The following is a 19,300-nucleotide window of genomic DNA, read 5'->3' as shown; positions in this document are numbered from 1 at the left end:
GGGCACGGCCAGACAGCATGTCTGGCCTAGTGCCCACCACTTGGCCTAGACTGATCGGCATCCGCTGTTCCCCCGCTTTTGCTTTTAAGGCCTCTTGCATGTCCGATCCTCGTTATCAGATCGACGTCAGCGTCGTCACCCGCTTCCTGGCGGAACAATCGCAACCCGAGCAGAACCGTTTTGCGTTCGCCTACACCATTACCGTGCAAAACAACGGCGAGCTGCCTGCCAAGCTGCTGTCGCGCTACTGGGTCATCACCGACGGTGACGGCCAGGTCGAGGAAGTCCGCGGCGCCGGCGTGGTCGGCCAACAACCGCTGATCGCCCCCGGCAAGAGCCACACCTACAGCAGCGGCACCGTCATGACCTCCCGCGTCGGCAACATGCAAGGCAGCTACCAGATGCTCGCCGACGACGGTAAACACTTCGACGCCATCATCGCCCCGTTCCGCCTCGCGGTACCTGGAGCCCTGCACTGATGGCGACGTATGCCGTCGGTGACCTGCAAGGCTGCCTGGAACCGCTCAAGTGCCTGCTCGACCGTGTGGCATTCGACCCAGCCAAGGATCGCCTGTGGCTGGTAGGCGACTTGGTCAACCGTGGCCCGCAATCCCTGGAAACCCTGCGCTTCCTTTATGGCATGCGCGATTCCCTGGTGTGTGTGCTGGGTAACCATGACCTGCACCTGCTGGCCGCCGGCAATAACATCGAGCGTCTGAAAAAGGGCGATACCCTGCGGGAAATCCTCGAAGCGCCGGATCGCACCGAACTGCTTGACTGGCTGCGCCGGCAAAAAATCATGCACTACGACGAGAGCCGCGACACCGCGCTGGTGCATGCCGGGATTCCACCGCAGTGGACGCTGAAGAAAGCCCTCAAGTGTGCAGGCGAAGTCGAAGCCGCCCTGGCCGACGACAACCTGTACACGGCTTACCTGGATGGCATGTACGGCAACGATCCCGCGAAGTGGGACAACGATCTGACCGGCGTCGCCCGCCTGCGGGTAATCACCAACTACTTCACCCGCATGCGCTTCTGCACCGCCGAAGGCAAACTGGACCTCAAGAGCAAGGAAGGCGCCGACACCGCGCTGCCCGGCTACAAGCCCTGGTTTGCCCACAAGGAACGCAAGACCCGTGAAACGAAGATCATCTTCGGCCACTGGGCAGCCCTGGAAGGCAAATGCGATGAACCCGGTGTATTCGCCCTCGACACCGGCTGCGTGTGGGGCGGCGCCATGACCCTGATGAACATCGACACCGGCGAGCGCTCGAGCTGCCAGTGCGACTCCCCCGTTCCCGAACAACTGCAGGCCACGGCAAAGCGCTGAGCTGCGCTTTCACACAGGCCAAAGGAGCCCGCCATGACTGAATTCAAACGTATCCCTCCCGAGCAAGCCCAGGCGCTGCGCGAAAAAGGCGCAGTGGTTGTCGACATCCGTGACCAGCCGACCTACATCGCCGGCCACATCAGTGGTGCCCAGCACCTGGACAACCACAACATCGCCGACTTCATCCGCGCCGCCGACCTCGACGCGCCGGTCATCGTGGCGTGCTACCACGGCAACTCCAGCCAAAGCGCCGCCGCCTACCTGGTGAGCCAGGGCTTCTCCGACGTCTATAGCCTCGACGGTGGATTTGAGCTATGGCGTACGACCTATCCTGCAGAAATTGCCGCAGGCGACGCGCAATAATTTTTTTCAAACCCCGCTACCCCGCGTGACGCTTGGCCTCGCGCCGTTTCTGACGAACGGCGCGGCCAAACTAATTTCGTATCGCGCCTTGAACTCCCGGATTCCGAACTATCCTTAAGCGCAGGCCATCCAAAACAGGGGAGAGCCGGTACACCGGCGTGCGGGTCATCGGTAGCGTTTCAGGGTGTTCTGGGGGGAAAACGGCCATTGGTGTCCACCAATGGCTGCCAGCATCGACTGATTGATCCGGCGTCGGCTCCACGTATCGAGCGAGGTGACGACGTCATGAGTATTTTTAGCCACTTCCAACAACGCTTCGAGTCCACCCGCCAGGAAGAGCTCTCGCTTCAGGAGTATCTCGAACTGTGCAAAAAGGACCGCAGCGCCTACGCGTCTGCCGCTGAACGCCTGCTGTTGGCGATCGGCGAGCCGGAGCTGGTGGACACCGCAGCCAATTCGCGCCTGTCGCGAATTTTCTCGAACAAGGTGATCCGTCGCTATCCGGCCTTTGAAGACTTCCACGGCATGGAAGAATGCATTGACCAGATCGTCTCGTATTTCCGCCATGCCGCCCAAGGCCTGGAAGAGAAGAAACAGATCCTCTATCTGCTCGGTCCCGTCGGCGGGGGCAAGTCGTCCCTGGCCGAGAAGCTCAAACAACTGATCGAAAAGGTGCCGTTCTACGCAATCAAGGGCTCGCCTGTGTTCGAGTCGCCCCTGGGGCTGTTCAACGCCACGGAAGATGGCGCGATCCTCGAAGAGGACTTCGGCATTCCACGGCGCTACCTCAACACCATCATGTCGCCCTGGGCGACCAAGCGCCTGGCCGAGTTCGGCGGCGACATCAGCCAGTTCCGGGTGGTGAAACTCTATCCATCGATCCTCAACCAGATCGCCGTGGCCAAGACCGAACCGGGTGACGAGAATAACCAGGACATCTCGGCGCTGGTGGGTAAGGTCGATATCCGCAAACTCGAAGAATTCCCGCAGAACGATGCCGACGCCTACAGCTACTCGGGGGCACTGTGCCGGGCCAACCAGGGCCTGATGGAGTTCGTGGAGATGTTCAAGGCACCGATCAAGGTGCTGCACCCACTGCTCACCGCGACGCAGGAGGGTAACTACAACAGTACCGAAGGCCTGGGGGCGATTCCGTTTACCGGGATCCTGCTGGCCCACTCCAACGAATCGGAGTGGCACACCTTCCGCAACAACAAGAACAACGAAGCCTTCATCGACCGGATCTACATCGTCAAGGTGCCGTACTGCCTGCGGGTCAGCGATGAAATCAAGATTTACGACAAGCTGCTGTTCAACAGCTCCCTGGCCAAGGCCCATTGCGCGCCTGACACCCTGAAGATGCTGGCCCAGTTCACCGTGTTGTCGCGCCTCAAGGAGCCGGAAAACTCCAACATCTACTCGAAGATGCGGGTGTACGACGGCGAAAACCTCAAGGACACCGATCCGAAGGCCAAGTCGATCCAGGAATACCGCGATACCGCGGGCGTTGACGAGGGCATGAACGGCCTGTCGACACGCTTTGCGTTCAAGATCCTTTCCAAGGTCTTCAACTTCGACCCGCACGAAATCGCCGCCAACCCGGTGCACCTGCTCTACGTGCTGGAACAGCAGATCGAACAGGAACAGTTCCAGGCTGAAACCCGCGAGCGCTACCTGCGCTTCCTCAAGGAATACCTGGCACCGCGCTACATCGAGTTCATCGGCAAGGAAATCCAGACCGCGTACCTGGAGTCCTACAGCGAATACGGCCAGAACATCTTCGACCGCTATGTGCTGTATGCAGACTTCTGGATCCAGGACCAGGAATACCGCGACCCGGAAACCGGCGAGATCCTCAACCGCGTGGCCCTCAACGAGGAACTGGAAAAGATCGAAAAACCCGCCGGCATCAGCAATCCGAAGGATTTCCGCAACGAAATCGTCAACTTCGTGCTGCGCGCCCGGGCCAACAACAACGGCAAGAACCCTACCTGGCTCAGCTACGAGAAGCTGCGGGTGGTCATCGAGAAGAAAATGTTCTCCAACACCGAGGATCTGCTGCCGGTCATCAGCTTCAACGCCAAGGCCAGCAAGGAGGACCAGCAAAAACACAACGACTTCGTCACTCGTATGGTCGAGCGTGGCTACACCGACAAACAGGTACGACTGCTCTCCGAGTGGTACTTGCGGGTCCGCAAATCGCAGTAAGGCAGCGACAAGCGTGCAATGCCAGGCTCCCGGTACACCGGACAGCCTGGCAATCGACCGCTTGTCTTTAAGCTTCCAGCTTGCCGCTTGAAGCTTGTAACTTGAAGCTGCCCGGAGGGCTCCTACATGAGCTATGTGATCGACCGACGTCTCAATGGCAAGAACAAGAGCACGGTAAACCGCCAGCGGTTCCTGCGGCGTTACCGTGACCACATCAAAAAGGCCGTCGAAGAGGCCGTCAGCCGCCGCTCCATCACTGACATGGAGCATGGCGAACAGATCAGCATTCCCGGACGGGATATCGATGAACCGGTGCTGCATCACGGCCGGGGCGGCAAACAGACTGTCGTGCATCCCGGCAACAAGGAATTCACCAGCGGCGAACATATCCAGCGCCCCCAAGGCGGCGCGGGCGGCAAAGGCCCGGGCAAGGCTGGTAACTCCGGCGAAGGCATGGACGAGTTCGTGTTCCAGATCACCCAGGAAGAGTTCCTGGAATTCATGTTCGAAGACCTGGAACTGCCCAACCTGGTCAAACGCAACCTGACCGGTACCGACACCTTCAAGACCGTGCGCGCGGGGATCAGCAACGAAGGCAACCCCTCACGGATCAACATCATCCGCACCCTGCGTTCGGCCCATGCGCGGCGTATTGCCCTGTCTGGCAGCAGCCGGGCAAAACTGCGGGATGCCAAGGCAGAACTGGAGCGCCTGAAACGGGAAGAGCCAGACAACTTCGGCGATATTCAGGAAATCGAAGCTGAAATTGCCAAACTCAGCGCGCGAATCCACCGCGTGCCGTTTCTCGACACCTTCGACTTGAAGTACAACCTGCTGGTCAAGCAACCCAATCCCAGCTCCAAGGCAGTGATGTTCTGCCTGATGGACGTGTCCGGCTCCATGACCCAGGCGACCAAGGACATCGCCAAGCGCTTCTTCATCCTGCTGTACCTGTTCCTCAAGCGTAACTACGACAAGATCGATGTGGTGTTCATCCGCCATCACACCAGCGCCCGGGAAGTCGACGAAGAGGAGTTTTTCTACTCGCGGGAAACCGGCGGCACCATCGTTTCCAGCGCCTTGAAGCTGATGCAGGAAATCATGGCTGAACGTTATCCGGCCAACGAGTGGAACATCTACGCCGCCCAGGCCTCCGACGGCGACAACTGGAATGACGACTCACCCATTTGCCGCGACATCCTGATCAACCAGATCATGCCGTTCGTGCAGTACTACACCTACGTCGAAATCACCCCGCGTGAACATCAGGCGCTGTGGTTCGAATACGAGCGCATCAGCGAAGCCTTCGCTGACACCTTCGCCCAGCAACAATTGGTCTCGGCCGGCGATATCTATCCGGTCTTCCGTGAACTCTTCCAGCGCAGGTTAGTGACATGACCGCCAAAGAGCATAAGCGCCAACCCATATCCACGGGGTCCGAATGGACCTTCGAACTGATCCAGGCCTATGACCGGGAAATCAGCCGCATCGCGGCGGGTTATGCCCTGGACACCTACCCCAACCAGATCGAAGTGATCACCGCCGAACAGATGATGGACGCCTACGCGTCCGTGGGCATGCCCCTCGGATATCACCACTGGTCCTACGGCAAACACTTCCTCAGCACCGAAAAGTCCTACACCCGCGGCCAGATGGGCCTGGCCTACGAGATCGTCATCAACTCCGACCCTTGCATTGCCTACCTGATGGAAGAAAACACCATCTGCATGCAGGCACTGGTGGTAGCCCATGCGTGCTACGGACATAACAGCTTTTTCAAGGGTAACTACCTGTTCCGCACCTGGACCGATGCCAGCTCGATCATCGATTACCTGGTGTTCGCCAAGCAGTACATCATGCAGTGCGAGGAGCGCCACGGCATCGACGCGGTGGAAGACCTGTTGGACTCCTGCCATGCCCTGATGAACTACGGCGTAGACCGTTACAAACGCCCGTACCCGATTTCCGCCGAGGAAGAACGGCTACGCCAGAAGGACCGTGAAGAGCATCTGCAAAAGCAGATCAACGACCTGTGGCGCACCATTCCGAAACGCGCCGGCAAAAACAGCGACAAGGACAATGCGCGCTTCCCCGCCGAACCTCAGGAAAACATCCTGTACTTCATCGAAAAGCACGCGCCATTGCTGGAACCCTGGCAGCGGGAAATCGTGCGGATCGTGCGCAAGATTGCCCAGTACTTCTACCCACAACGCCAGACCCAGGTGATGAACGAAGGCTGGGCCACGTTCTGGCACTACACCCTGATGAACGATCTTTACGATGAAGGCCTGGTGACCGACGGCTTCATGATGGAGTTCCTGACGTCTCATACCAGCGTGGTCTATCAACCGGGCTTCGACAGTCCGTACTACAGCGGCATCAACCCGTATGCATTGGGCTTTGCCATGTACCGCGACATCCGGCGCATGTGCGAACACCCCACCGAAGAAGACCGGCGCTGGTTCCCGGAGATTGCCGGCAGCGATTGGTTGTCGACGATCAAGTTCGCCATGAGCAGCTTCAAGGATGAAAGCTTCATCCTGCAGTACCTGTCACCTCAGGTGATTCGTGACCTCAAGCTGTTCAGCATCATGGATGACGACCTCAAGGACGACCTGCTGGTGCCGGCGATCCACGATGAGCCGGGTTACCGCACCATCCGCGAAACCCTGGCAGCGCAGTACAACCTGGGCAACCGTGAACCCAACGTGCAGATCTACAGCATCGACGTACGCGGCGATCGCTCGTTAACCCTGCGCCATCAGCAGCACGATCGTAAACCGCTGGGAGAGTCCACTGAAGAGGTCCTCAAGCACCTGCACCGGCTGTGGGGGTTCGATATCCACCTGGAAACGCTGCAAGGCGACCAGGTGATGAAAACCCACCACGTTCCGCCCCGCAACGAACACGGCGATAACGATTACGGCCGCCTGGACCTGGCCGTCGTGCATCTGTGAAACGGCAAAGCCTCCATTGGCGGGCCGCAGGCGTTATCCTGTGCCGCTAATGGAGGCTTTTTCATGCAAATCTACAAAGTCGGCGGTGCGGTACGTGATCGCCTGCTGGGCATTCCGGTTATCGATGTCGACCGTGTCGTAGTCGGCACTACCACTGAAGAAATGCTCACCCTGGGCTACAAGCCCGTGGGTTCGGACTTCCCCGTCTTTCTTGACCCGAAAAACGGCGACGAGTACGCCCTCGCCCGCACGGAGCGCAAGAGCGGCCGGGGTTATGGCGGGTTTGTGTTTCACGCCAGTCCCGAAGTCACCCTGGAAGAAGACCTGATCCGCCGCGACCTGACCATCAACGCGATGGCCGAGGATGACGAGGGCAACCTGACCGATCCTTATCACGGTCAGCGCGACCTGGAAGCACGCATTCTGCGCCACGTTTCTCCCGCGTTTGCCGAAGATCCGCTCCGAGTCCTGCGCGTTGCTCGCTTTGCCGCGCGATACGCCAGCCTTGATTTTCGCGTTGCGCCAGAAACCCTTGAACTGATGCGCGAACTCAGCAATTCAGGCGAACTGGAAGCCCTGACGCCTGAGCGCAGCTGGAAAGAAATTTCCCGCGCCCTGATGGAAGATCAGCCACAGGTATTTATCCAGGTGCTACGCGATTGCGGCGCGTTGAAAACCCTGATGCCTGAAATCGACGCGCTGTTCGGCGTACCACAACCAGAAGCCCATCACCCCGAGATCGATACCGGCATCCACACGCTGAGCGTGCTGGAGCAGGCGGCCATCCACGCCCAACCACTGACCGTGCGCTGGGCCTGCCTGCTGCATGACCTGGGCAAGGGCCTCACGCCTGTGGATAAGTTGCCGCAGCACATTGCTCATGAGCATCGCGGCCTGGCACTGATCAAGGCGGTGAACGAGCGCTTCAAGGTGCCAAGGGATTGCCAGGAACTGGCGTTACTGGTGGGCGAATATCACACCCACGGCCATCGCGCGCTGGAGCTGAGGCCTTCAACTTTGCTGGAGTTGCTGCAAAGCTTTGACGTTTATCGTCGCCCGCAGCGCTTTGAGGAATTTGTGGTGGCGTGCGAGATGGACGCCCGCGGCCGCAAAGGCCTTGAGCAGAGAAGTTATCCACAAGCGGACTATTTGCGCGGCGCGGCGCTCGCCGCACGGGGTGTCGCGGTCGCACCGCTACTGGAGCAAGGATTCAAGGGCCCCGAGCTGGGTGAAGCGCTGAAACGCGAACGGCTCAAGGCGTTGAAAGCCTACAAGAGCGCATCCGGCGTTAACGGCTGATTCCGCCACTCGAAAGCGACCGGCGCCAGTACCTGATCGATTTGCGCATCCTGCCAAAGCGCGGCAAATGTCTTGCCTGCTTCAGGATGCACACGTCCCGGCGCCATCAACGACAGCGGCCACAGCACAAACGCGTTCTTCAGGATTTCGGCCCGGGGCAGAATCAGGCCATCGAAGTTACCCACCAACTCGCCATACAGCAGCACGTCGATGTCCAGCGGCAAGCCCTTGCGATCCGGGGCGTAGCGGCCATTGTCGGCCTCGATGAATTTCAGTCGGCGGTCCAGCTCCATCAACGGCAGGTCGGTATAGGCCGACACCACCAGATTGAAGAACGGCCCGCTCTTGATGCCCACCGGCTGGCTTTCAAACACCGGCGAACAGCGCAGATCCGTCAGGAAATCCGCCAGCGCATCGAGGCCAGCGCGTAAATGGGCCTCACGCTCGATATTGCTGCCAAGACCAAGGTAAACCTGAGTTAGCGACATCCGCGCTCGATCTCCACGCCCACGCCCTTGGCAGCCGGAACGGCGCCAGGCTTGGTCAGCTTGAGGTGCAGCCAGGGAATCTGGAATTCACTCATCAACACTTCAGCCAGGCGCTCGGCGAAGGTTTCCACCAGCTGGAACTGCGCCTGCTCGGCAAAGGCCTGGATGCGCGCGGACACGCTGGCGTAATCCAGCGCCAGCGTCAGGTCATCACCGGCGGCGGCCGGGCGATTATCCCAGGCGAAGCTCAGGTCCAGACGCAGGCACTGCCGGATACCGCGCTCCCAGTCGTAGGCCCCGATTACGGTGTCGACTTCCAGGCCTTCGATAAACACTCTGTCCAAGCACTCTTCTCCGCTGCACGACAAGGGCGCAATGCCCCGTTAGAATCAGGGCGTCCTCGCCCGGAATAGTTAGCATGTTTTGGTTACTGGCGACTCTCGCCTACCTGCTCGGCTCGCTGTCCTTCGCCATTTTGCTCAGCCGCATGACGGGAAATCCCGACCCGCGAATGAGTGGCTCAGGCAATGCCGGCGCCACCAATATGTTGCGCCTGGCCGGCAAGAAACTCGCCGTACTGACGTTGTTCGGCGACGTCTGCAAGGGCCTGCTGCCGGTGCTGATCGCCGATCTCTCCGGGCTGTCGCTGCAACAGCAAGCCTGGATCGGTGTATGCGCGGTGCTCGGCCACCTGTTCCCGCTGTACTTCCGCTTTCGCGGCGGCAAAGGCGTTGCGACGGCGGCCGGCATGCTGCTGGGGATCTACCCACCGGCGGCGCTGCTGGCCATCCTGGCCTGGCTGCTGACGTTCTACCTGACCCGCACCAGCTCGCTGGCCGCATTGATCGCCACGCCCCTGACCCTGCCGTTGCTGGCCTGGCAGGAGCCGGCGGCGCTGGTGCCGATGAGCATGCTCACGCTGCTGATCGTCTGGCGCCATCGAGGCAATTTACGCGACCTGTTTGCCGGGCGCGAACGGCATTTTTAAATACGCCCGGTGAACCCGGTTCACGTTCGCCCGTTACAGCGGCGGCAACTGCTCCATCGGCCAGCGTGCCTGCACGCTGATTGCCAGGCTTTCATGCTGCCCGGCCTGCAAACGCTGGCAACCGGCATAAGCGATCATCGCGCCGTTATCGGTACAGAATTCGGGGCGGGCGTAAAATACGTCGCCCTTCATGTCGCTGAGCATTTTCTCCAGGGAGCTGCGCAACGCCTTGTTCGCACTGACGCCGCCCGCGATCACCAGGCGCTTCATGCCCGCCTGCTTCAGGGCCCGCTTGCACTTGATGGTCAAAGTCTCCACCACGGCCTGCTGGAACGCCAGCGAGATGTCGCAACGGGCTTGCTCACTGTCGTCTCCGGCGCTGACGCTCTGTTGCCAGGTGTTCAGGGCAGAGGTTTTCAAGCCGCTGAAGCTGAACATCAGGCCGGGGCGATCGCACATCGGACGCGGGAAGGTGTAGCGCCCTGCCACACCTTTTTCCGCCAACCGCGCGATTTCCGGACCGCCTGGATAATTGAGGCCCATCATCTTCGCGGTCTTGTCGAACGCTTCACCGGCCGCGTCGTCCAGGCTTTCGCCCAGCAGCATGTATTGACCGATTCCGTCGACCTGAACCAGCTGCGTATGGCCACCTGAAACCAACAAAGCGACGAACGGGAACTCTGGCGGGTTTTCTTCCAGCATCGGCGCCAGTAAATGGCCTTCCATGTGGTGCACACCGAGGGCCGGAATGCCCCAGGCAAATGCCAGCGCTTGGGCGCAAGAGGCCCCAACCAGCAGGGCTCCGACCAATCCCGGGCCTGCGGTATAGGCAATGGCATCGATCTCGGTCGGCACGCAGCCGGCCTCGTCCAACACCTGGCGAATCAATGGCAGCATGCGTTTCACATGATCACGGCTGGCCAGCTCCGGCACCACGCCACCATAGGCGCGGTGCAGGTCGATCTGACTGAACAGTGCGTCGGCCAAAAGCCCGCGTTCACTGTCGTAAAGTGCGACACCGGTTTCATCGCACGAGGTTTCTAATCCCAGAACTAGCATGGGTTTGCGCCTTGTAGAGGCTGAATTCGAAGGCGCGCATAATAGTCGCCACTCCCCCTCCCGACTAGCGGTTTTCGATCAGAGGCTTTGCATTCCGGGCAATGAGGGGTTAACATCCGCAACCCTTAAAAACCGACGACCTCAGCCGCGAATTTTTTGCGACGAGAACGTTGATTCCCGGTAATGAAAGAAGGTAGCTCTGGATGCCAGCCGTCAAAGTAAAAGAGAACGAACCCTTCGACGTAGCTCTGCGTCGTTTCAAGCGCTCCTGCGAAAAAGCCGGTGTTCTGGCTGAAGTTCGTAGCCGCGAATTTTACGAGAAGCCAACTTCTGAGCGTAAGCGTAAAGCAGCAGCCGCTGTTAAGCGTCACGCCAAGAAAGTTCAGCGCGAGCAGCGCCGCGCCGTTCGTCTGTACTAATACACAGACGTTCGTAGCAAGCTTCTGCCAAGCCCGGCCCTCAGCCGGGCTGTTGGCATTTGCGGATATCGCTTGATGCTTCACCGTTGACGCCGCACATGCGACTGAAACGAACTGCTTCACACGTCAGGACTGGCTCTTTTGCCAGCGGTGCACGTCTCTTCTGACGAGCCTAACAAGGCTACTGACGAGCACACTTATTTTTTAACAGGCGATCAACAGGTCGGCTGCGCCCACCGATGAGCTTCCGAGGCCCCCACATGGCCAAGACCGGACTCCCGGGCAACATTTCTACGCCGGGCACTGATCGGAACTAACGTCAGTGAATGTTCGGCAGATACACTTCCTGACAGACCAAGCAGACGACAGTTGATCGAGCCGCACAATACGCGCGCCTTGAGCACTTTGCGGGCCCTCTTTTACACGCAGTGATGACGAGAACGCCATGGCCGGGCTAATTCCCCAGAGCTTTATTGACGACCTTCTGAACCGCACCGACATCGTCGATGTTGTCAGCTCGCGCCTGCAAATGAAAAAGGCCGGCAAGAACTACACCGCCTGCTGCCCGTTCCACAAGGAAAAGACCCCGTCCTTCAGCGTCAGCCCCGACAAGCAGTTCTACTACTGCTTCGGCTGCGGCGCCGGCGGCAACGCCCTCGGCTTCATCATGGACCACGACAACCTGGACTTCCCCCAGGCCGTCGAGGAACTGGCGAAAGCCGCCGGCATGGAAATCCCCCGCGAAGAAAGTGGCCGCCCGCACAAACCGCGGCAGCCCACCGATTCGCCGCTGTACCCACTGCTCACCGCGGCCGCCGACTTTTACCGCCAGGCGCTGAAAAGCCACCCGCAGCGCAAAGCCGCCGTCGATTACCTCAAGGGCCGCGGCCTGACCGGTGAAATCGCCCGCGACTTCGGCCTCGGCTTCGCCCCGCCCGGCTGGGACAATCTGTACAAGCACCTGAGCAGTGACACCCTGCAGCAAAAAGCCATGATCGACGCCGGCCTGTTGGTGGAGAACGCCGAGACCGGCAAGCGCTATGACCGTTTCCGCGATCGAGTGATGTTCCCGATCCGTGACAGTCGCGGCCGCATCATCGCTTTCGGCGGCCGGGTGCTGGGGGACGACAAGCCCAAATACCTGAACTCACCGGAAACCCCGGTGTTTCACAAAGGGCAGGAGCTGTACGGCCTGTTTGAAGCGCGCAAGAACAATCGCAACCTCGACGAAATCATCGTGGTTGAAGGCTATATGGACGTGATCGCCCTGGCCCAGCAAGGCTTGCGCAATGCCGTGGCCACCCTGGGCACCGCAACCAGTGAAGAGCACTTGAAGCGTCTGTTTCGCGTAGTGCCCAACGTGCTGTTCTGCTTCGACGGCGACCAGGCCGGCCGCAATGCCGCCTGGCGCGCCCTTGAGTCAACCCTGTCGAGCCTGCAGGACGGACGCCGCGCACGCTTCCTGTTCCTCCCCGAAGGCGAAGACCCGGACACCCTGGTCCGCTCCGAAGGTACCGATGCGTTCCGCGCGCGCATCAACCAGCACGCACAACCGCTGGCCGATTATTTTTTCCAGCAACTGACCGAAGAGTCCGACCCGCGCTCCCTCGAAGGCAAGGCCCACATGGTCACCCTCGCGGCACCGCTGATCGACAAGGTTCCGGGCGCCAACCTGCGGACCCTGATGCGCCAGCGACTGCTGGAAATTACCGGATTGAGTGGCGAGGCCGTCAGCCAGCTGGCGCGCAGCGCGCCGCAAGAGGCGCCGCCGGCTTACGACCCGGGCATGGATTACGACGCCATGCCGGACTATTCCGACTTCCACCAACCGCAGGAGGCCTACACGCCCCAGCAGGAGTGGACACCGAAGAAACCCGGCGCCGTTGGCAAGAAATGGGACAAGAAACCTTGGGACAAAAACGGCAAACGTGGCGGTGACCGTGACGAACCGCGCGGCCCGCGCGTCCCAGCAGCAGTAGAGCCACCTACCATGGCGGCCCTGCGTACACTTTTGCACCACCCGCAACTGGCACAAAAAGTCGAAGATGCGGGGCACTTTGCGGCTGAAGACCACACCAATACACAACTGTTGGTGGCTCTGCTCGAAGCCGTACAGAAGAATCCTAAGCTAAACTCATTCCAGCTGATTGCACGCTGGCACGGCACCGAACAGGGCCGCTTGCTAAAGGCGTTGGCAGAAAAGGAATGGCTGATTGATGGCGATAACCTTGAACAACAGTTTTTCGACACCATTACTAGCTTGGTAGCTCGTCAACGCGAGCGAAACCTGGAACAACTTCTTCGAAAAGCGCGTCAGAGTGAATTGACCGCCGAAGAGAAAAATCAACTGCGCGACCTTTTAAGTCGCAATGTTTCCGCATCAAACCCGACCTCAGCTGGCGTGTGAGGTCATAGCTCGGGTATAATCCTCGGCTTGTTTTTTGCCCGCCAAGACCTTCAGTGGATAGGGTGTTATGTCCGGAAAAGCGCAACAGCAGTCTCGTATCAAAGAGTTGATCACCCTTGGTCGTGAGCAGAAGTATCTGACTTACGCAGAGGTCAACGACCACCTGCCTGAGGATATTTCAGATCCAGAGCAGGTGGAAGACATCATCCGCATGATTAATGACATGGGGATCCCCGTACACGAGAGTGCTCCGGATGCGGACGCCCTTATGTTGGCCGACGCCGATACCGACGAGGCAGCCGCTGAAGAAGCAGCCGCCGCGTTGGCAGCGGTCGAGACCGACATCGGTCGCACGACTGACCCAGTGCGCATGTATATGCGCGAAATGGGTACGGTAGAGCTGCTGACACGTGAAGGCGAAATCGAAATCGCCAAGCGTATCGAAGAGGGCATCCGTGAAGTGATGGGCGCAATCGCGCACTTCCCAGGCACGGTTGACCACATTCTCTCCGAGTACACTCGCGTCACCACCGAAGGTGGCCGCCTGTCCGACGTCCTGAGCGGTTATATCGACCCGGACGACGGCATTGCGCCACCTGCGGCTGAAGTTCCTCCACCTATCGATGCCAAGGCTGCCAAAGCAGACGACGACACCGACGATGAAGAAGCTGAAGCCAGCACCGACGACGAAGAAGAAGTCGAAAGCGGTCCGGATCCGATCATCGCAGCCCAGCGCTTTGGCGCGGTCTCCGATCAGATGGAGCTGGCTCGCAAGGCCCTGAAGAAGCACGGTCGCGGCAGCAAGCAGGCAACTGCTGAATTGCTGGCCCTGGCTGAACTCTTCATGCCGATCAAACTGGTACCGAAGCAATTCGAAGGCCTGGTTGAGCGGGTTCGTAGCGCCCTTGAGCGTCTGCGTGCACAAGAGCGTGCGATCATGCAGCTCTGTGTGCGTGATGCGCGCATGCCGCGTGCCGACTTCCTGCGCCAGTTCCCGGGCAATGAAGTCGACGAAAGCTGGACCGACGCACTGGCCAAAGGCAAAAGCAAATACGCTGAAGCCATTGGTCGCTTCCAGGCCGACATCGTTCGTTGCCAGCAGAAGCTGACTGCATTGCAGACCGAAACCGGTCTGACGATTGCCGAGATCAAGGACATCAACCGTCGCATGTCGATCGGTGAGGCCAAGGCCCGCCGCGCGAAGAAAGAGATGGTTGAAGCGAACTTGCGTCTGGTGATCTCCATCGCCAAGAAGTACACCAACCGTGGCCTGCAATTCCTCGATCTGATCCAGGAAGGCAACATCGGCTTGATGAAGGCTGTGGACAAGTTCGAATACCGTCGCGGCTACAAGTTCTCGACTTATGCCACCTGGTGGATCCGTCAGGCGATCACTCGCTCGATCGCCGACCAGGCCCGCACCATCCGTATTCCGGTGCACATGATCGAGACGATCAACAAGCTCAACCGTATTTCCCGGCAGATGTTGCAGGAAATGGGTCGCGAACCGACCCCGGAAGAGCTGGGCGAACGCATGGAAATGCCTGAGGATAAAATCCGCAAGGTATTGAAGATCGCTAAAGAGCCGATCTCCATGGAAACCCCGATCGGTGATGACGAAGACTCCCACCTGGGTGACTTCATCGAAGACTCGACCATGCAGTCGCCAATCGATGTTGCTACCGTTGAGAGCCTGAAAGAAGCGACTCGCGACGTACTGTCCGGCCTCACTGCCCGTGAAGCCAAGGTACTGCGCATGCGCTTCGGCATCGACATGAATACCGACCACACCCTTGAGGAAGTCGGTAAGCAGTTCGACGTTACCCGTGAGCGGATTCGTCAGATCGAAGCCAAGGCGTTGCGCAAGCTGCGCCACCCGACGAGAAGCGAGCATTTGCGCTCCTTCCTCGACGAGTGATCACAAAAACCCCGGCCCAGGCCGGGGTTTTTGCTTCTACAGATTAAATCCTCGCTGCCTCCCCTCCCCCGCAATGCCCGTCTACACTCGAAACATTCCCCGTGCCATAACGAGACCGTTATGCCCAGATTGCCGACCGTGTTACTGCTGTCGCTGCTGACCTGGACCGCAACGGCTGGCGCGTTGACTCTCACCGATGAAGAGCGTGGCTGGCTGGCGGACCACCAAGAGTTGCGCCTGGGCGTCGATGCCTCTTGGCCCCCCTTTGAATACCGCGATGAAGACGGTCGCTACCAGGGCTTGGCCGCCGATTACGTGCGGCTGATGCAGGATCGTCTTGGCATCAGGATCAAATTGATCGAGCCGGTCAACTGGAGCGCCGTGCTGGAACAGGCCCGTAACAACCAGCTCGACCTGTTGCCAGGCATCATGTCCACACCAGAACGCCAGAGTTTCCTGTCGTTTACCCGGCCTTATCTCGACTTCCCCATCGTCATCCTCGCCCATGAAGGGGGTCCGCAACCGCGCAGCCTGAAGGACTTGTATGGGTTGAAAGTCGCCGTGGTGGAAAACTATGCGCCCCACGAACTGCTGCGCACTCACCACCCAGACCTCAATCTGGTGGCCATGCCCAATGTCAGCGCAACGTTGCAAGCCCTGGCCACTGATAAGGTCGACGCCGTAGTCGGCGATCTGGCGTCCAGCGTATGGAGCCTGCGCCAACTCAAGCTGGAAGGCCTGTACATCAGCGGCGAGACACCCTACCGCTATCAGCTGGCTATGGGCGTCCCCAAGGACGACAAGATGCTGGTGGGCATCCTCGACAAGGTCCTGGCCGACATCAGCCCGGCAGAGACCGAAGCCATCCAGCAGCGCTGGGTCGGCAATGTCATCGACCACCGCACCCTTTGGACGGACGTGCTGCTCTACGGGCTGCCAGCCGTACTGCTCCTGAGCATCGTGCTGGCCGTGGTTATCCGGATCAATCGTCGGCTCAGTTCGGAAATTTCCCGCCGGGTCGCCCTCGAACAGGAACTGCGCAGCAGCGAATACCACTATCGCGGCCTGGTCGAGAGCCTTTCCGCGATTGCCTGGGAAGCCAGCATCAGCGATTTCACCTACAGCTACGTGTCGCCCCATGCCGAGGAGCTGCTCGGCTATCCCCGCGCCCATTGGCTGATCCCGGGCTTCTGGCGCAACATCATCCACCCGGCCGACCTGACCCGAACAGAGGCCTATTGCTACGCCGAAACCCGGGCCAACCGCGACCACAGTGTCGACTACCGGGTAATCACCGCCGATGGCCGCTGTCTGTGGGTGCGGGACATCGTCAGCCTGATCGAACACGGCCACGAACCGGTGCTGCGCGGCCTGATGATCGACATCAGCGAAGCCAAGCGCACCGAGGAAGCGCTGCAGCTTTCGGAGCAGAAGTTTGCTTCCGTGTTCCAGCAATGCCCGGACATCCTGGTGATCGCCCGCCTGTCCGACGGCTGTCTGATGGAGGTCAATAAGGCATTCGAAGACCAGATCGGCCTGAGCGCTGAAGAAGTCGTAGGAAAAACCGCCACCGAACTGAATATCTGGGGCATCCAGGGCGTAGGCCCCGGCCTGCTGCAGCGGGTACAAACCACCAGCATCCGCAACCTGGAAATGCCCTTCCTGCGCAGTAACGGCCAGGCCTTCACTGGGCTGATCTCCGCCGAACCCTTTCAACTCGATACCACCGAAGCCCTGGTGGTGGTGGTGCGCGACATCACCCAACTGAAAGAAACCCAGCAACGCCTGCAAACCTCCGAAGAGAAATTCGCCAAGGCCTTCCACGCCTCTCCCGACGGCCTGCTACTGAGCCGTCAGAGCGACGGCTTGCTGATTGAAGTCAACGAGGGATTCAGCCGCATCACCGGCTTCAACAGCGTGATGTCACTGGACCAGTCGACCCTGGATCTTGGCATCTGGGTCGACCTGAACGAACGCAAGCACATGCTGGAGCTACTGCAACGGGACGGATTTGTCCGCGACTTTGTCTGCCACATCCGCCGCAACGACGGCGAGATTCGCCTCTGCGAGGTCTCCAGCCGACCGCTGCCCATCGGCGACGAAGACTGCATGTTGACCATCGCCCGGGACATCACCGAGCGCCAACTGATGCAGGAAAAACTGCAACAGGCGGCCACCGTGTTCGAGAGCACCGCCGAAGGCGTACTGATCACCGACACCCGGCAAAACATCAGTGCCGTGAACCGCGCCTTCAGCGAGATCACCGGCTACAGCGAGGCCGAGGCCCTTGGCCAAACCCCGCGCCTGCTCGCTTCCGGCCTGCACGACAGCGCCTTCTACGCGGCCATGTGGCACCAACTGACGGCCAACGGCCACTGGCAAGGCGAGATCTCCAACCGGCGCAAGAGCGGCGAGCTGTACCCCAGTTGGCTGACCATCAGCGCGGTGCGCAACCGCGAGGAGTCGATCACTCACTTCGTCGCCGTGTTTGCCGACATCTCCAGCCTCAAGCACGCCCAGGCGCGCCTCGATTACCAGGCCCACCACGACCCGCTGACCGGCCTGCCCAACCGCACCCTGTTCGAAAGCCGCCTGCAGGCCGCCCTCAACAATCAACAGGAAAACGGCAGCCAGGGCGCCGTGCTGTTCCTCGACCTCGACCGCTTCAAACACATCAACGACAGCCTCGGCCACCCGATTGGCGACCTGCTGCTTAAAGACATCGCCGTACGCCTCAAGGACCAACTGCGGGACGTCGACACAGTCGCGCGCCTGGGTGGCGACGAATTCATCATCCTGCTGCCCGGCCTGCAACAAGCCAGCGACGCCGAACACTTGGCCAATAAACTGCTGGCCTGCTTCACCCCACCGTTCCAGGCGGGCGAGCATGAGTTCTTTATCAGCGCCAGCATCGGCACCAGCCTGTATCCACGGGACGGCATCGACGTCGCCACCCTGGTGAAAAACGCCGACGCCGCCATGTACCGCTCCAAGGCCAAGGGCCGCAACCGCGTCGAAAGCTACACCCAGGACCTCACCGCCCAGGCCAACGAACGCGTGGCGCTGGAACACGAACTGCGCCGGGCGATCGAACGCGACGAATTTTCTCTCTATTACCAGCCGAAGCTGAGCCTCGACACCCAACAACTGATCGGCGCCGAAGCGCTGATTCGTTGGCGCCACCCCACCTTCGGCGAAGTCCCGCCCGAGCATTTCATTGCCCTGGCCGAAGAGAACGGCATGATCCTGCAGATTGGCGACTGGGTACTGGAACAGGCCTGCCGGCAAATGCACGACTGGAGAGAAGCCTTTGATGACTTTGGCCCGCTGTCCGTCAACCTCGCCGGCGCGCAACTGCGCCACCCCAACCTGCTGGCGCGCATCGAACAATTGCTGCGGGACAACCGCCTGGAGCCTGGCTGCCTGCAACTGGAGATCACCGAAAACTTCATCATGAGCCAGGCCGAAGAAGCGCTGGAGGTGCTGCATCAACTCAAGCGACTGGGCGTGCAACTGGCCATTGATGACTTCGGCACCGGCTACTCGTCCCTCAGCTACCTGAAACGCCTGCCGCTGGACTTCCTGAAGATCGACCAATCCTTCGTGCGCGGCCTGCCCGATGACCCACACGACGCCGCGATTGTGCGCGCCATCATCGCCCTGGGGCACAGCATGCAATTCACCATCATTGCCGAGGGCGTAGAAACACCGGCCCAGCAAGCGTTCCTGGCGGCGGAAGGTTGTGAACAGATGCAGGGCTACATCGTCAGCCTCCCGCTGCCGCCGGACCTTTTCGCCGCGACTTTCCTTCGTATGAGTGTTTCGGACTTTTCGGATGGCACAGCGAAGAAACCATCGCTATAA

Annotated in this window: 15 protein-coding genes; 12 read left to right on the top strand and 3 right to left on the bottom strand. The window is 60.0% G+C overall.

The features are described from left to right. Positions 1–98 precede the first annotated feature (98 nt). From apaG to K0H47_RS24915, 7 genes are all read left to right on the top strand, one after another. Positions 99–479 (top strand): Co2+/Mg2+ efflux protein ApaG, encoded by a 381-nt coding sequence (apaG, locus tag K0H47_RS24945; protein WP_219273790.1) that lies wholly within the window; start codon positions 99–101, stop codon positions 477–479. Then, positions 479–1,330: a symmetrical bis(5'-nucleosyl)-tetraphosphatase gene (locus K0H47_RS24940; RefSeq protein ID WP_219273789.1), complete on the top strand. Its 852-nt coding sequence runs from the start codon at positions 479–481 to the stop codon at positions 1,328–1,330. Before apaG ends, K0H47_RS24940 begins: the two co-directional genes overlap by 1 nt. A gap of 33 nt (positions 1,331–1,363) precedes the next feature. Continuing rightward, the gene (glpE, locus tag K0H47_RS24935; RefSeq protein ID WP_017476356.1) at positions 1,364–1,693 is read left to right on the top strand and encodes a thiosulfate sulfurtransferase GlpE; all 330 of its coding nucleotides are present in this window, start codon (positions 1,364–1,366) and stop codon (positions 1,691–1,693) included. 285 nt (positions 1,694–1,978) lie between these two features. Beyond that, positions 1,979–3,901: a PrkA family serine protein kinase gene (locus K0H47_RS24930; RefSeq protein WP_003210999.1), complete on the top strand. Its 1,923-nt coding sequence runs from the start codon at positions 1,979–1,981 to the stop codon at positions 3,899–3,901. A 126-nt stretch (positions 3,902–4,027) separates the two neighbouring features. After that, positions 4,028–5,299, top strand: coding sequence for a YeaH/YhbH family protein (locus tag K0H47_RS24925; RefSeq protein WP_003211000.1), 1,272 nt, complete (start codon positions 4,028–4,030; stop codon positions 5,297–5,299). After that, positions 5,296–6,858, top strand: a complete 1,563-nt coding sequence (locus tag K0H47_RS24920; protein ID WP_177070825.1) for a SpoVR family protein — start codon at positions 5,296–5,298, stop codon at positions 6,856–6,858. The genes K0H47_RS24925 and K0H47_RS24920 overlap by 4 nt, the downstream gene beginning before the upstream one ends. A gap of 63 nt (positions 6,859–6,921) precedes the next feature. Further along, on the top strand, positions 6,922–8,157 hold the full coding sequence (locus K0H47_RS24915; protein WP_219273788.1) for a multifunctional CCA addition/repair protein: 1,236 nt from the start codon (positions 6,922–6,924) through the stop codon (positions 8,155–8,157). Here the strand turns inward: K0H47_RS24915 and folK are convergent. Together folK and folB are read right to left on the bottom strand one after the other, a co-directional pair. Then, on the bottom strand, positions 8,127–8,645 hold the full coding sequence (gene folK, locus K0H47_RS24910; protein ID WP_063026752.1) for a 2-amino-4-hydroxy-6-hydroxymethyldihydropteridine diphosphokinase: 519 nt from the start codon (positions 8,643–8,645) through the stop codon (positions 8,127–8,129). The genes K0H47_RS24915 and folK overlap by 31 nt on opposite strands. Continuing rightward, a complete protein-coding gene (gene folB, locus K0H47_RS24905; RefSeq protein ID WP_003211007.1) occupies positions 8,636–8,989 on the bottom strand; it encodes a dihydroneopterin aldolase in 354 nt (117 codons plus the stop codon). Before folB ends, folK begins: the two co-directional genes overlap by 10 nt. Positions 8,990–9,063: 74 nt before the next feature. Here folB and plsY point away from each other — a divergent pair, with 74 nt between their 5' ends. After that, positions 9,064–9,633, top strand: a complete 570-nt coding sequence (gene plsY / locus K0H47_RS24900) for a glycerol-3-phosphate 1-O-acyltransferase PlsY (RefSeq protein WP_219273787.1) — start codon at positions 9,064–9,066, stop codon at positions 9,631–9,633. A gap of 33 nt (positions 9,634–9,666) precedes the next feature. Here the strand turns inward: plsY and tsaD are convergent, their stop codons facing one another. Then, positions 9,667–10,692, bottom strand: coding sequence for a tRNA (adenosine(37)-N6)-threonylcarbamoyltransferase complex transferase subunit TsaD (tsaD, locus tag K0H47_RS24895; RefSeq protein WP_219273786.1), 1,026 nt, complete (start codon positions 10,690–10,692; stop codon positions 9,667–9,669). Positions 10,693–10,895: 203 nt separating this feature from the next. Here tsaD and rpsU point away from each other — a divergent pair, with 203 nt between their 5' ends. The 4 genes from rpsU (at position 10,896) to K0H47_RS24875 (ending at position 19,300) form a co-directional block, all read left to right on the top strand. Further along, positions 10,896–11,111: a 30S ribosomal protein S21 gene (gene rpsU, locus K0H47_RS24890; protein WP_002551877.1), complete on the top strand. Its 216-nt coding sequence runs from the start codon at positions 10,896–10,898 to the stop codon at positions 11,109–11,111. A gap of 445 nt (positions 11,112–11,556) precedes the next feature. After that, positions 11,557–13,518, top strand: a complete 1,962-nt coding sequence (gene dnaG / locus K0H47_RS24885) for a DNA primase (protein WP_177025544.1) — start codon at positions 11,557–11,559, stop codon at positions 13,516–13,518. A 67-nt stretch (positions 13,519–13,585) separates the two neighbouring features. Beyond that, on the top strand, positions 13,586–15,436 hold the full coding sequence (gene rpoD / locus K0H47_RS24880) for an RNA polymerase sigma factor RpoD (RefSeq protein ID WP_063026748.1): 1,851 nt from the start codon (positions 13,586–13,588) through the stop codon (positions 15,434–15,436). Between the two features lie 120 nt (positions 15,437–15,556). Then, positions 15,557–19,300, top strand: coding sequence for a bifunctional diguanylate cyclase/phosphodiesterase (locus K0H47_RS24875; RefSeq protein ID WP_219273785.1), 3,744 nt, complete (start codon positions 15,557–15,559; stop codon positions 19,298–19,300).

The sequence above is a fragment of the Pseudomonas sp. Xaverov 83 genome (assembly GCF_019352905.1).
GTDB classification, from domain to species: domain Bacteria; phylum Pseudomonadota; class Gammaproteobacteria; order Pseudomonadales; family Pseudomonadaceae; genus Aquipseudomonas; species Aquipseudomonas yamanorum.
Note: the sequence above shows the minus strand (reverse complement) of the source record. Positions and strands in the feature narration are given on the sequence as shown.

Excerpts from the sequence above, each read along its gene's own strand:
- apaG (WP_219273790.1), top strand. The coding sequence starts at position 99 with ATGTCCGATCCTCGTTATCAGATCGACGTCAGCGTCGTCACCCGCTTC.
- K0H47_RS24940 (WP_219273789.1), top strand. The coding sequence starts at position 479 with ATGGCGACGTATGCCGTCGGTGACCTGCAAGGCTGCCTGGAACCGCTC.
- glpE (WP_017476356.1), top strand. The coding sequence starts at position 1,364 with ATGACTGAATTCAAACGTATCCCTCCCGAGCAAGCCCAGGCGCTGCGC.
- K0H47_RS24930 (WP_003210999.1), top strand. The coding sequence starts at position 1,979 with ATGAGTATTTTTAGCCACTTCCAACAACGCTTCGAGTCCACCCGCCAG.
- K0H47_RS24925 (WP_003211000.1), top strand. The coding sequence starts at position 4,028 with ATGAGCTATGTGATCGACCGACGTCTCAATGGCAAGAACAAGAGCACG.
- K0H47_RS24920 (WP_177070825.1), top strand. The coding sequence starts at position 5,296 with ATGACCGCCAAAGAGCATAAGCGCCAACCCATATCCACGGGGTCCGAA.
- K0H47_RS24915 (WP_219273788.1), top strand. The coding sequence starts at position 6,922 with ATGCAAATCTACAAAGTCGGCGGTGCGGTACGTGATCGCCTGCTGGGC.
- folK (WP_063026752.1), bottom strand. The coding sequence starts at position 8,645 with ATGTCGCTAACTCAGGTTTACCTTGGTCTTGGCAGCAATATCGAGCGT.
- plsY (WP_219273787.1), top strand. The coding sequence starts at position 9,064 with ATGTTTTGGTTACTGGCGACTCTCGCCTACCTGCTCGGCTCGCTGTCC.
- tsaD (WP_219273786.1), bottom strand. The coding sequence starts at position 10,692 with ATGCTAGTTCTGGGATTAGAAACCTCGTGCGATGAAACCGGTGTCGCA.
- rpsU (WP_002551877.1), top strand. The coding sequence starts at position 10,896 with ATGCCAGCCGTCAAAGTAAAAGAGAACGAACCCTTCGACGTAGCTCTG.
- dnaG (WP_177025544.1), top strand. The coding sequence starts at position 11,557 with ATGGCCGGGCTAATTCCCCAGAGCTTTATTGACGACCTTCTGAACCGC.
- rpoD (WP_063026748.1), top strand. The coding sequence starts at position 13,586 with ATGTCCGGAAAAGCGCAACAGCAGTCTCGTATCAAAGAGTTGATCACC.
- K0H47_RS24875 (WP_219273785.1), top strand. The coding sequence starts at position 15,557 with ATGCCCAGATTGCCGACCGTGTTACTGCTGTCGCTGCTGACCTGGACC.